Here is a 12,982-nt window from a genome sequence, read left to right on the forward strand (position 1 = left end):
TTTTTGCTCAATCTTTTAGCCCCTGTATTTTGCTGAATTTCTTTAGAGTTAACGATCCATTCAGACTATTGGCTGTAGCACTATACATCCTTGGGCTAGGGTTTCTATATTATTTTTTGGATCCATTTGGACTTACTCAAACCCAGCTCACTTGGATTGTGGTAGGAGAAAGAGCCGCTGGAGGATTTCTTCCATTCAAGGATATCATTGACGACACAGGACCATTATCAGTTGGAGTATTTTCCTTATTTGAAATGGTTTTTGGAAGGAATATTCTGGCTTATGAAATCGCCGGAAGAATTCTAATCCTCTGGCAGGCTATTTATTGGAACCTGATACTATTGAAATATCGGGTTCTAAGCGAGACTTCCTATTTGCCGGCAGTTTTGGTGGTTTGCCTATTCCACTTTTCCTTCGACATGCTGAGCCTTTCTCCAGCATTACTTGGAAGTTGTTTTCTTTTACTTTCCATCGGTCAGTTATTCTCAAAAACTGTATTGCAAAGTAAACAAAGCGAATCGACTCTATTGATCGGTCTTCATTCAGGGCTGGCCTTCGGGTTTCATCCCATCTTTCTAGTTTTCCTTCCCTACATGATCTTCGCAGGGGTTGCGATCAGTGGATTTTCTTTTCGCGAATTGATCCTCTCAATCATTGGGTTTTTACTTCCTGCCTTGGGGATAGCAACTTTTTATTTTTGGAATGATGGTTTATTCGAACTGTTCCGTGTTTGGCCTATGAGCTTTTTCACACCACGTATGCTTTATCAAACTCTCACTTCTTGGGGACTATTGGCAATATTTCCATTGCTATTGGCGGGGATAGGGTATTTTCTTTGTGCAGTGGTTCGTGGTTCCACAATTAATCAACAAAAACAACGTCAGCTCTTAATGCTTTGGCTGGTAGTGGCATGTTTTGAGCTGCTTCTAATTAAGGATCAGGCAGGGTTCCAACTGATAGTTCTGATACCCACGCTTAGCTATTTATTAACTCAGTTTTTTCATTTAACAAACAGGACTCTAATTGCAAATTCATTGTTTTTCCTACTAATCTTCGGTCTGCCTATCGGCTCCATATTTTACTGGAGTAGTTACGTGAATAGCAATCCTAAATATCTCATCTCAGAGAAATTAGAGGCAAAGCCAAGAGAGGGGATAATGAGTCTTCAAAAGGATATGAGTCCTTATGCTCAGAAAAAACTTGATGGCCCTTTTCTAAACTATGAGATGAGTAAGGTTTACAGTTCCAAAACACATACCTTAAGCCAAAAGGCAAAGCTCTTTCAGTTGTTAGAAAATCAAAAATCGGAGGTGGTTCTCGACCCGAATGGTACGTTTCAAGAAATTCTCAAAAGTCTGCCTGCTCTGGAAAATCAATACCGTCAAGAGGGAAAGTCTATCTTCGTTTTAAAATAGCCCTCTTAGATATCTGCGGCCTGAACGTGCATCCAGTCGAAATTTCTCTGACGGCCTAGGCTTGTCCAACCTTCCGCTTCCCACATTTTCCACCATGCTTCATATTCGGGCTTTGCAAAAGTAGCTTTATCTCTACCCCAACGAAGCTGATTATTTGAAGGATCAAAATCAATGGCTACAGCCCAACTGTGCATACTCCATTTGGTTCCACCTCGAATTCTTCTCTCATTAAAGCATCCACCAAAATAATCCAATCTGAGTTCCTTGATTTTTTCCAGGCCGTAATGTTTTAAGGCTTCTTTGAGCACTTTCTCTGCGCTATCCTTCACTTTTGAATGGATGCTGAAACTTTGGATTATTTGATTTGGGTTCCAAGCAATTCGGAGAGGATAGGGAGAGGTCAATCGCTCCAAACTACTACCACGTGGGCCATAAAAAGCATCAAACTCAGTCGTGTAAGCTTTAGGCCATTTGAGCGTTTGAACAATATCCTCAGGCCTCCACAAAGGAGGTTCTTCTCCAGTCTGATTTTTGAGTCTAGCTCTTTGGTAGGCAACATCTGTAGTGGGACCATAGTAGCCATCGATCTTGCCAGCATCTTCTCCCAATTCATGAGAAATTACCTGTACTGCACCGACTAATTTTCGGCGATCGGACCAATCATCGGGAATCTGATCAAGATTTGAAACAGCTTCTCGGGTCTTCGGACCAAAATCCCCATCTATTTTGCCCCTGTACCAACCTTTGGCTTTTAGCCAAGTTTGAATAAAAATCGTGAGTTCGCGAATATTCATCATCAATGAAAAATTAAAGGTTTATAAAAAAAGATACCTATTAAAGGTATCACTTTTATTCCTCACTATCAATGAGATAAATACTAAGACTTAGCTTTTTAGAATTAACTACAGGCTATTTTATTTACTCGATTAAGATGCCTTCCCCCTTCAAAATCAGTACTTATAAAGATCTCCACCAATTTCTCCGCCAGTTCATAACTTATGAATCGAGCAGGTAAGGCAATCACATTCGCATTGTTATGCTGTCTCGCAAGGGCTGCCAAATCTTCATTCCAGCAAAGTGCCGCTCTAATTCCTTGATGCTTATTGGCAGTAATAGCAACACCGTTGCCACTTCCACAAATAACCACCCCTAGTTTAAAATCACCTTTCTCAATAGCTGTGCTCAAAGGGTGCACATAGTCAGGATAATCTACCGATTCCGTGGAAAAGGGCCCGAAGTCTTTAACGTCATGACCGAGTTCCTCAAGTTTTTTAACCAGCTTCTGTTTGTATTCAAACCCTGCGTGATCTCCCCCTATGGCAATTTTCATATTTCAGGTATTAAAGTGCATCTTCTGCCTCTTCTTCAGCAAGGCGTTTGTCTCTTTTTTTCTCGAGATTCAGTGCGATTTGAATTCCCGCCTCATATAGAACCAGGATAGGCAAAGCAATCAAAATCTGGCTAATTACATCAGGAGGTGTAATGATTGCCGCCAAAACCAAAATCACAACGATGGCGTGTCTCCTGTATGTTTTGAGCAAAGCAGAACTCACCAATCCAGACATCGCCAAGAAATAAACCACCACTGGCAGCTGGAACATAATTGCACTAGCCAAAACCAGCATGGTAAGTGTACTCACATATGAGGTGATATCAAATTCATTCAGAATGGTAGGATCAAGCTGGTAGTTTGCCAAAAAGTTTATGGAAAGTGGAGCCAAAACAAAATATCCAAAAGCCGCCCCCATGAAGAAAAGAAGGCTTACAAAGAATACCGCCCCTCTTGCCGCATTTTTTTCATTATCGTAAAGCCCAGGGCTTATAAACCTCCACATTTCCCAAAAAACATAAGGGAAAGAAACGATAAAACCCACGACAAAACTCGAAGTCATGTGCATGGAAAATTGTCCGGTCATCTGCCGGCTTTGAATTATGAACGGAAGCTCATCGATGCACAGTGCAGGCATGCTGAAAACTCCACTCAAATGGCAAAGCCATCTATAAGTTGCGAAATCAACCCTAGATGGTCCAAGAATGACTTCTCCAAAAACTAAACTTTTGGAAACAAATGCTAGAATGGTGAAAATGAAGATAGCTGCGACAGAACGCACCAAATGCCAACGGAGCGCCTCAAGGTGCTCCAAAAATGACATTCCCTCTTCTTCCTCTTCGACGTATTGGTCTAAAGCCACTTTTTCTTTTGGAAATTTTAATTAGTACAGGGGAAATCCCACCATCCACTCATTCACTTCAGACTTAATCTCCTGAAGTTTTGCTTCGTTGTCATGGCTGCGCAAAGCCGAATCAATGAAACTTACAATCTTCAACATATCTTCTTCCTTCAGGCCTCTGGTAGTGATCGCAGCCGTTCCTATTCTCATCCCTGAAGTAACGAAAGGTGACCTTGTATCAAAAGGAACCATATTCTTATTGATGGTGATATCGACTTTCCCAAGGGTTTCTTCAGCAACCTTACCCGTGATGTCTTTGTTTCGGAGATCGATCAGCATCAAGTGATTATCCGTGCCTCCAGAAATCAGATTGTAGTCTAGTTTTACAAATTCTTCAGCCAAAACCTGAGCATTCTTCTTAACCTGAAGAATATAGGTCATGTACTCATCAGACAATGCCTCTCCGAAGGCAACCGCCTTTGCAGCTATAATATGCTCAAGTGGACCTCCTTGAGTACCAGGGAAAACCCCTCCATCCAGGAGTGAACTCATTTTTCTCAACTCTCCCTTCATAGTTTTGATTCCGAAAGGATTTTCAAAGTCTTCACGCATAAGGATCAGGCCTCCGCGTGGACCTCGAAGGGTCTTATGAGTAGTCGTGGTTACAATATGGCAATGGTCAAGAGGATCTTTCAAAAGCCCTCTTGCGATAAGTCCAGATGGATGAGAAACATCAGCCAACAATATGGCACCGACCTGATCTGCAATATCGCGCAGCCTCTCGTAATCCCAATCACGACTATAAGCTGATGCTCCAGAGATTAATAGCTTTGGTTTTACTTCAAGGGCTTTGGCTTCTACTTTATCATAATCGATCACTCCGGTTTCCTCTTCTACCCCATAAAAGTGAGGATCATAAAGTTTACCTGAGAAATTAACAGGAGACCCATGGGTTAAATGTCCTCCATGCGATAAATCAAAACCCAAGATGGGATCACCTGCCTTGAGGCAAGCTAGAAAGACCGCTGCATTCGCCTGCGCACCTGAATGCGGTTGAACATTCGCCCAGGTAGCACCGAAAAGTTCCTTAGCTCTTTCTATAGCTAAGGTCTCGATTTCGTCTACGACTTCACACCCACCATAGTATCTTTTGCCTGGCAGACCCTCAGCATATTTATTGGTCAATACACTTCCTGCTGCCTCCATCACCTGCTTGCTCGCAAAGTTTTCAGAAGCGATTAATTCTATCCCCTCTCTTTGACGCTTTTCTTCTTGATTAATTAAGTCAAATACCGCGGTATCTCTTTTCATAAATATTGTTGAATGGGTTTGAAGGACGCTTTGGTCAGTCAAAAATAGCCCGAAACTATCTATAATCCAATCTAAAAAACTACCCTGTGAAACTTTGCTAAAGCAAGCCTGTAATTAGTAATTTCGTATGATGTATGACTTCAAATTTTCACCGGAAAGTTACTTTTCAGAAGGATCAAATTCGGTCCTTTTGGTAAAATTAAGTTATCCTGAAAGTCAATGGGGAGAGCAAATCAGTATTTATGCACACTACTTGAATTACCGAATCGAGTTTGAAGCAGTAGATTTTTATGGAAACGAATACATGCTTTATCCCAGAAGCACAGAGGAGCCTTTGAGTTTTGAGGATATGGTGTACTTAATTGAAGGAATGCAGGTGAATACAGATGAGCTGAATGGTGGGGCAGATCTGACCTTGAATGGTGTTCCGAGAGTAGAAAGCTCATTTTACCCTGAGCTTAAAAATTTTTTTGATGAAAAAAGGTCGAATTACGATCTTGACTAGAAATCGCTATTAGGAGAGTCAGTGGAGGAAATCTGGTAATTTCTGAACCAGTAATTATAACAAGCAAAGTCCACACAGTCATTCAGAACCATTTCTCCCATGCGTAGATTTTTAACCCTGCTTTTTGGAAGCCAGTTTCTGAAGCGCTTGGCCTGATTTAATGGTAGCTGTCCTAGCTGAATCCAGCGTTTACCATCGATAAATATTGGGATAAGCTTTGTCATGTATCAATAGTTTAATCAAAAGTATACTGATAAACAGGTAGATACAATATCGTGCCATTTACCTTTCTGTTAATAAAAAGTAACCGCTATATTTCGTTCTATGCTTACGGCCGTCATCGGAGTTTTCTGTTTTTCACTTGGACTTCTTCTTCAAAAACTCCCAAAAAGGACCTCCTCCGCAGTATCCAAATGGATCAATAAATACCTTTTTTATCTGGTATTGCCAGCATTGGCACTTCTTCACATTCCTCCTATGGAACTCTCCTGGAGTGTTCTCATGCCCATAAGCGCAGCTTGGTTTACCTTCATGTTGAGCTGGGTGATTTTCGGAACACTTGGCAAATATTTTCATTGGGACAGGACTTTGACAGGATGTTTGATCATCGTTCCTGGCCTGGCAAATACTTCCTTTATGGGGTTTCCTGTGCTGGAGTTTTTGTTTGGCCCTGAGGCTTTACCAACTGCCTTATTGATTGATCAGGCAGGTTCTTTTCTATTGGTTTCCTCCATGTCCATTGTGGTGGCTTCGATCTATGGAACAGGCTCAAGCAAGCCTAAGCTGATTCTCCTCAAGATCATCAGCTTTCCTCCATTTTTTATGCTTCTGGCTAGCCTTGCCATGAGCGTATTTAAGGTTTCAGTACCAGGTATGCTACTTCCAGTTTTAGAAGTGATAGGAAAAACCATGGCACCTGTTGCCTTGATTGCCATTGGGATTAAACTTCAATTCGATCTTCCTTCTCTGAAGTCAAGATACTTTTGGCTTGGCATGAGCTATAGGATAATACTTGCCCCAGCTTTGATCCTCCTGATTTATTCTGAAACCATGGACCCAGAGTCGCTGGAATTTAAGGTGACTGTTTTGGAAAGCGGAATGGCTCCGATGATAACAGGATCGCTGGTGGCTATAGAATATCAGCTGAACCCAAAGCTAGCTTCTCAATTGGCTGGAATTGGGCTTCCAATTAGTTTAGCCACAGTTTTGCTCTGGCATTTTTTTCTCAGACTTTAGGTCCAGATAGTCTTTACATTTTCCAAAAACTCTGAATGGATATTTTTATTTGAGGCAACCACTTCTCGCCCAAACAGGAAATTATCTCCACCACCAAAGTCCGTAACTTGCCCCCCTGCTTCCTGAACCAGAATGATTCCTCCGGCTACATCATAAGAGTTAAGATTATATTCAAAGTACCCTTCGAATCTTCCGCAAGCCACATAAGCCAAATCCACAGCAGCACTTCCCATCCTTCGAAGTCCATGCGTCTTTTGCATCAAAGATTTCAAAGCGTCCAAATACTTATCAATCTGCTCAAAATCATAATAGGGAAAACCTGTAGCCAGTAGAGAAGCAGATAAATCAGGTGCTGAGGAAACCGATATTTTCTTATCGTTACAAAACGCTCCACCTCCTTTTCGGGCAGAGAAGCATTCGTCTCGATTTACTTCATACACCACCCCAAGAATTACCTCACCATTTAACTCCAGAGCAATACTTACAGAGAATACCGGTAAAGCGTGAATAAAATTTGTGGTCCCATCCAATGGGTCAATAATCCAATTAAGACTTTTAGACCTAGTCGTTTTGGTTCCTTCCTCAGTAATGAAACCCGCATCAGGAAGTAATTCACCTAATCCATCCACAATGATTTGCTCAGCCTCCTTATCTACATAAGAAACCAAGTCATTAAAGCCTTTATGTTCAATGGCTGAAAGGTCAAAATTCTCTCTTTCCTTTCGAATGAAACTTCCTGCCTTCTTTGCAATCTCAATTGTGATTTTTAAAAGCTGGTCTAATTGAACTTCTGAAAAAGTCATGAAAAGTTATTTTGAGGATTTACCCGCCACCACAAGCACAAGCTCACCTTTCAGCGGATTAGATTCATAGTAATTAGCGATTTCCGTAAGTGTACCCCGCACAGTTTCTTCATGAAGTTTGGTAATCTCCCTGGAAACTGATGCCTGCCTGTCCGAGCCCAGAACTTCTGCCAATTGATTTAAGGTTTTGATCAATCTATGCATGGATTCATAAAAGATCATGGTGCGGGTTTCTTCAGCCAATTGATCAATTCTGGTCTTTCTGCCTTTTTTGTGAGGTAAAAAACCTTCGAAAGTAAACCGGTCTGCAGGAAGACCGCTATTCACCAAGGCCGGTACGAAGGCTGTGGCACCTGGAAGGCTTTGGACTGAAAGTCCTGATTCAATAACCTCCCTCACTAAAAGAAATCCAGGATCTGAAATGGCGGGAGTTCCCGCGTCACTCACTAAGGCAAAAGTTACACCTTCTTTCATCCGCTCAATGATTTTCTCTACAGCCTTATGCTCATTGTGCATATGGTAACTTTGGAGTGGCTTCCTGACTTCCAGATGCTTCAGTAGCTGTCCAGTGGTTCTGGTATCTTCAGCTAAAATAACGTCCACCGCTTTTAAAATATCTACGGCGCGAAAGGTAATGTCTCCCAGATTTCCAATGGGAGTAGGTACTATAGTAAGATCTGGAAGACCTTCCATGTTATAGTAGCTGATCTATGGCTTTAGCAAGCTTTCGGTCCTTTTCAGTAACAGTATTTCCTGCATCATGTGTAGTAAGCTCAATGCTCACGGTATTATATACATTGCTCCAATTCGGGTGATGAGCATGAGCTTCTGCTAAAAATGCAACCCGAGTCATAAAGGCAAAGGCCTCTGTAAAATCAGCAAATTCAATTGTTCTTTTCAGTCGATTATCTTCTTCTTTCCACATAATATTTGAATTTATAGTGCGATCACTCCTTCAATTTTCGATGCTCTTTCATAAAAGTCTAGAACCTGTTCGGCAGACTCCGTCATCACTTTGATCGTGGCACTAATGTACTTTCCACCAGAACTCGCCTTTAGCTCTATGTTGTTCTTTGGAAATATTTCTTCGATCTCATGCTGTCTTCCATTCGGCACGATAAACTTAAACATGTATAGCATTGGGAAATCTCCACTTGCATTAAGCTTTTCCTTGAAGACTTCCCGGTCAAAATTATCCTTCATATTAATATTCCTTTCCAAAGGTCCAAAAAAAGAACCCATGCTTTAGGACATGGGTTCAAAATTTTATCTGTTTAGAAAAACTTGTATCGATAGTCTTTCACATCTGCCAAATCCTGCAAGGCCATCATGACCTGAAAATTCGTTCGTTGAGAACCACTTTGAGTTAGAGATCTTTGGAAGCCCGAATAATCCCCAATTTCGCCTGCAGAAGTTTTACTATTCAGCTTAGCAACTATCACTCCCACATCCTCATGAATAGGTTCGGTCATATCGCCTGAATTCTGCAATCCGAATATGGCTCCAACAGCAGCTGGCGCAAAACCGATTCCCGGAATCACCGAAGAACTCAATTTCAAATCAGGTGTGGAACTCAAAGAAGCCGCATCAGGGAAGAGTTCTTGCATTTCTTCCAAGGTTGACTTAGTCTTTAACTGCTCAGCGATTAAATCTGCTTTTTTCTGATTTCTAACCTGAAGCATTACCTGACTTCTTACATCAGCAAGCTTCGCATCACCTTTCTCCTTTTTATCCACTAGGGATGCCACCATATATTGGTTATCCAATTCGAAAACTGGAGAAACTTCATTTTCTGAAGCTTCGGAAAATGCCCATCTGATCACTTCTCTGGCTCCTTGAATATTGTTAAGGTTTCTAGCTTGTGCATCGACATTGTTAGCTTGGATAATTCTATATCCCGCTTCCTGTGCATTTTCAGTGAATTCATTTCTGTTTCCACTTTCAGCGGCGAAAGAATCTGCATTCCTAAATGCCTCATTTCTCGTTTGATCACTCGCCACTAGCTCAAGTTCGAGAACCGCGAGTTTAGTATATTCTGACTTTGGAAGCTCTGTCACCTGGATGATGTGGTATCCGTATTCGGTTTCTACCAGTCTATTGATGAGTCCTGTGCTTCTTTGAGCAAAAGCCGCCTCAGCAAACTCTTCTACAAAGTCTTCCTTAGCAAACCATCCAAGGTCACCACCCTGCTGTGCAGAACCATCCTGACCGTATTGCCTAGCGGCTAATTCAAAACCACCATTTTCTCTTATATCATCCAGAACATCCTGAGCCTGGGCTCTAACGTCTTCTTTCGCAAGATCAGACATATTCTCAGTGCTGAACAAAATATGAGAAGCTCTTAATCGAGGTGAACCTTCAAACTGTTCAGTGATCTTGTAAGTAACATAAGAAGAATTAGGAGTTACAAATGGTCCATAAACGCCACCTTCTTCGATCTCGTCAACATTATTAGTCAAAGACGCAGGCAAATTATCACCGGGACGATAAGTAAAGAAAGGAAACTGACTTTCAGAATTTCGCATTACAAATGAAGAGTCATTGTCCGCATTTATTAATTCCTGGGTAAGTTCATTGATTTCCTCAATAACAGCCGCCGAATCTAAACCACTAGGAAGAATGCTAAAACTTACATACTCCACGTTTGCGGTATTACCGGTTTGGAATTTTTCTTGATTTTCGGACAAATAGCTACTTAGCTCACTATCAGAAACTTCTATGCTGGAATCAGGAATTGCATAAAAAGGAACAAATAAATGCTGCACATCAGCGATGCTATTTTCAGCATTATAAGCAGCCTTCGCTTCTGCAGTAGTAGCATACTCAGAAGTAGCCAACAGATTATCATACTTGATTCTCAACCTAGAATCGGCAAAAACCTCTTCTTGCTGAGCCCAAAAAGCCTGTTGAGCTGGGTCAGCTGTCTCCAAAGACTGAAGGAATGATACCAATTGAGTTTTATCAAACTGACCAGTTTGTGGATTAACCAGCTGCTGCTGAAGTTCGGGAACGATGTTCTTTCCCTGAACCATATCTACAAGCTCTGCATCAGAAATCTCAAGGCCTAGTTTATCATATTCTTCTTTGAAGACCTTCTCCACAATCATGGCCTGCCATGCCTGCTCACGAACTGAAAACATTTCAACTTCTGAGGGCGCTCTTCCTGTTCTTTGCTGGTAGTTGATTCTAAATTCTTCTACTCGCTGCACATACTCTTCGTATGTGATTTCTTCTCCGGCTATTTCACCGACGATGTTCTGATTTGAGTTAAGAAGTGTGGAATTAGGGCTTAGTAAGTCCCCTCCCAAAAGGAATAAAATTAACCCGCCGGCAATAACACCGATTGCGAGACCCGTTCTCTGTCTTATTTGTTTAATTAACGCCATTCTAGTTTCTACGCTTTTTTAGGATGGCAAAGATAACTGGATAAAGGGCGAAATTCAAATAATATTCTAAATCAAAGGCTTATCTAAAAAACCCCAGATGAATTTATTTTCATCTTTACTGTATCGATCCGGTGATCCTGTTTAGAAACCACAGTAAATGTGTATGGACCATAGGTAACAGCCTCGCCTTTTTGAGGTAAATTTTCAGTCAAAGAAAGAATCAACCCAGAAAGAGTTTCGAAGTCTCCGATCGGTAAACTCCAGCCATATTTCTCATTCAAATAGTCGATTTCATGTCTTGCGCTGAGGAGATATTCTTGTTCACTTATATGCTGCTCGATCAAATCATCACTGTCATGTTCGTCTTCTATCTCACCGAGAATCTCCTCAATAATATCCTCCATAGACACAATTCCGCTTGTTCCTCCAAACTCATCTACCACCCAGGCAAGGCTTTTCCTCTCTTGAATAAACTGGATTAGTACTTCATTTGCCAAAGCAGATTCTGGGGCGATGATAATTGGGGTAAGAATTTCTTCAATTTTTTCGGGCTTTTTAAAAAGCTCCAGCTGATGACAGTAACCGATCACTTCGTCTATAGTATCTCGATACACGATGATTTTGGAATGACCGCTTTCAGCAAAAATCTCCTTCAATTCCTCTATGCTATCCTCTACCTCAATAGCTACCACATCCGTACGTGGAACCATGCATTCTCTGAGTCTTACCGTTTTAAATTCCACGGCATTGTCAAAAATCTTAGTATCGATTTCTAAATCACTTTCCTCGGAACTACTATTCATGTGATCCTGAATGAAGCTATTCAAATCAGTTACCGTAAAGACTGTTTTGTCCTCATTGTACTCCAGGTTCAAAATTTTAGTGATAAAAAACCTGGATAGCCAAACGACTGCCCAGACCACCGGATACATGACTAAATAGATAATAAGGAAGGGCATCGCGAATATCTTGAGCAAGCTATTCGGATTAAGCAGGAAAATGGATTTCGGTAAGAATTCTGCCGTAATCAAAACAATGATAGTGGAAATCAAAGTTTGAATTAGCAACACCACTACCTCATTATTCAAAATATCTGGTAATAAACCTCTTATCGGATCTTCAAGAAGATAGGCCATGAAAATACCATAGAGTACAAGGGATATGGTATTTCCCATGAGAGTGGTACCAATGAACTGACCAGGTTTCTCCATGAAACCGCTGAGAATTCTGCCCGTCAGTTTTCCTTGTTTGCTCTCAAGCTCTACCTGCAGCTTATTTGCCGAGATAAAGGCGATTTCCATCCCTGAAAAAAAAGCCGAGAAGAGCAGAGTGATAATCACATACATTAAAAAAACTGTCATTTCTTTCGTTTAGGCTTTTTCCCCTTCTTTTTTGATTTGGATTGGACCGGTGCTTTGCTCTGCATCCTACGATACTGAAACCAAAATAGGAAGGCTATCGCAAACATAAAAACCGAATAAGACACTCCGATTCCCTGCGTCAAAGATAGATGTATCCCTATGATGATTAGTGCAAGGGAAAGAGAAAGAAGTAAAACGTCCGGTAGTTTCATTGGCCTTCACCGGGTAAAACCGTTCGACTGTCAGTGATGTTTTTCAATTTATAATTTGTAAAGGTTTCATCACTTTCCATTCCTGTGCCATTAAAAATGGTTTGGTTATCCTGAACAGTCACGAATGTTTCCGTGTAAATGCGTTTTTCTCCCGGATCCCAAAATAATTCTTCTGCTTGAAGCTTCTGGTTTTCCAAAATATTATCCACTCGGACATCCCCCACTCCCTTATACAGATTTTCAGTTTTTAAAAAATATCCCCGATCTGCTCTCATGGTAGTTCCTACCGTCCCATCCTTTTCATAAAAAGTAATATCAATTCCTTCCGGAAACTCGAGGTTCCCATTTGCATATTCAAGCTGCTTGGCGGCCCGAATTTCAGATCGAAGAACGGCCGAATCACTTTGAATTAGGTGAATGTCTGTGGCAGCGTTTATGGGTCCATCATATACCTCCAAGGCACTCACATCCACACTTTCTCTGCAGGCAGAGAAGCCAAATGCTAATAAAAGAAGAAGAAATAGGCTATGATCCTTAGACATAGGATAAATGTAGTGATTAGCTAAACAAAAAAAGGCAACC

General features: G+C 41.2%; 15 protein-coding genes. 3 read left to right on the forward strand and 12 right to left on the reverse strand.

Annotated elements, in window-relative coordinates:
- Nucleotides 1-29 precede the first annotated feature (29 nt).
- Nucleotides 30-1,415: a hypothetical protein gene (locus QVH07_RS06740; RefSeq protein ID WP_289999396.1), complete on the forward strand. Its 1,386-nt coding sequence runs from the start codon at nt 30-32 to the stop codon at nt 1,413-1,415.
- Between the two features lie 5 nt (nt 1,416-1,420).
- Here the strand turns inward: QVH07_RS06740 and QVH07_RS06745 are convergent, their stop codons facing one another.
- The 4 genes from QVH07_RS06745 to glyA form a co-directional block, all read right to left on the reverse strand.
- Complete coding sequence (locus tag QVH07_RS06745) at nt 1,421-2,212, reverse strand: M15 family metallopeptidase (RefSeq protein ID WP_289999397.1); 792 nt, start codon at nt 2,210-2,212, stop codon at nt 1,421-1,423.
- Between the two features lie 101 nt (nt 2,213-2,313).
- On the reverse strand, nt 2,314-2,745 hold the full coding sequence (rpiB, locus tag QVH07_RS06750) for a ribose 5-phosphate isomerase B (protein ID WP_289999398.1): 432 nt from the start codon (nt 2,743-2,745) through the stop codon (nt 2,314-2,316).
- Between the two features lie 10 nt (nt 2,746-2,755).
- Nucleotides 2,756-3,607 (reverse strand): twin-arginine translocase subunit TatC, encoded by an 852-nt coding sequence (gene tatC / locus QVH07_RS06755; protein ID WP_289999399.1) that lies wholly within the window; start codon nt 3,605-3,607, stop codon nt 2,756-2,758.
- Between the two features lie 21 nt (nt 3,608-3,628).
- Nucleotides 3,629-4,897 (reverse strand): serine hydroxymethyltransferase, encoded by a 1,269-nt coding sequence (gene glyA, locus QVH07_RS06760; RefSeq protein WP_289999400.1) that lies wholly within the window; start codon nt 4,895-4,897, stop codon nt 3,629-3,631.
- Between the two features lie 190 nt (nt 4,898-5,087).
- Between glyA and QVH07_RS06765 the strand changes: the two genes are divergently transcribed.
- A complete protein-coding gene (locus tag QVH07_RS06765; RefSeq protein WP_289999401.1) occupies nt 5,088-5,402 on the forward strand; it encodes a UDP-glucuronosyltransferase in 315 nt (104 codons plus the stop codon).
- On the opposite strand, the gene QVH07_RS06770 is transcribed toward QVH07_RS06765, so the two are convergent.
- Nucleotides 5,399-5,626: a hypothetical protein gene (locus QVH07_RS06770; RefSeq protein WP_289999402.1), complete on the reverse strand. Its 228-nt coding sequence runs from the start codon at nt 5,624-5,626 to the stop codon at nt 5,399-5,401. The genes QVH07_RS06765 and QVH07_RS06770 overlap by 4 nt on opposite strands.
- A 100-nt stretch (nt 5,627-5,726) precedes the next feature.
- Between QVH07_RS06770 and QVH07_RS06775 the strand changes: the two genes are divergently transcribed.
- Nucleotides 5,727-6,638 (forward strand): AEC family transporter, encoded by a 912-nt coding sequence (locus QVH07_RS06775; protein WP_289999403.1) that lies wholly within the window; start codon nt 5,727-5,729, stop codon nt 6,636-6,638.
- Here QVH07_RS06775 and QVH07_RS06780 read toward each other — a convergent pair.
- From QVH07_RS06780 to lptC, 7 genes are all read right to left on the reverse strand, one after another.
- Nucleotides 6,635-7,441 carry an inositol monophosphatase family protein gene (locus tag QVH07_RS06780; protein ID WP_289999404.1) on the reverse strand — a complete coding sequence of 269 codons (807 nt, stop codon included), beginning with the start codon at nt 7,439-7,441 and terminating at the stop codon, nt 6,635-6,637. The genes QVH07_RS06775 and QVH07_RS06780 overlap by 4 nt on opposite strands.
- A gap of 6 nt (nt 7,442-7,447) precedes the next feature.
- Nucleotides 7,448-8,134 (reverse strand): 16S rRNA (cytidine(1402)-2'-O)-methyltransferase, encoded by a 687-nt coding sequence (rsmI, locus tag QVH07_RS06785; protein ID WP_289999405.1) that lies wholly within the window; start codon nt 8,132-8,134, stop codon nt 7,448-7,450.
- Between the two features lies 1 nt (nt 8,135).
- Nucleotides 8,136-8,366 carry a 4a-hydroxytetrahydrobiopterin dehydratase gene (locus tag QVH07_RS06790; protein WP_289999406.1) on the reverse strand — a complete coding sequence of 77 codons (231 nt, stop codon included), beginning with the start codon at nt 8,364-8,366 and terminating at the stop codon, nt 8,136-8,138.
- A gap of 11 nt (nt 8,367-8,377) precedes the next feature.
- On the reverse strand, nt 8,378-8,683 hold the full coding sequence (locus QVH07_RS06795) for a DUF493 domain-containing protein (RefSeq protein ID WP_289999407.1): 306 nt from the start codon (nt 8,681-8,683) through the stop codon (nt 8,378-8,380).
- A 32-nt stretch (nt 8,684-8,715) separates the two neighbouring features.
- Nucleotides 8,716-10,827, reverse strand: a complete 2,112-nt coding sequence (locus tag QVH07_RS06800; RefSeq protein WP_289999408.1) for a SurA N-terminal domain-containing protein — start codon at nt 10,825-10,827, stop codon at nt 8,716-8,718.
- 83 nt (nt 10,828-10,910) lie between these two features.
- Complete coding sequence (locus QVH07_RS06805; RefSeq protein ID WP_289999409.1) at nt 10,911-12,188, reverse strand: hemolysin family protein; 1,278 nt, start codon at nt 12,186-12,188, stop codon at nt 10,911-10,913.
- Between the two features lie 208 nt (nt 12,189-12,396).
- Nucleotides 12,397-12,942, reverse strand: a complete 546-nt coding sequence (lptC, locus tag QVH07_RS06810; RefSeq protein WP_289999410.1) for an LPS export ABC transporter periplasmic protein LptC — start codon at nt 12,940-12,942, stop codon at nt 12,397-12,399.
- Between the last annotated feature and the right edge of the window lie 40 nt (nt 12,943-12,982).

This window comes from Algoriphagus sediminis, from assembly GCF_030403435.1.
Classification (GTDB): Bacteria; Bacteroidota; Bacteroidia; order Cytophagales; family Cyclobacteriaceae; genus Algoriphagus; species Algoriphagus sediminis.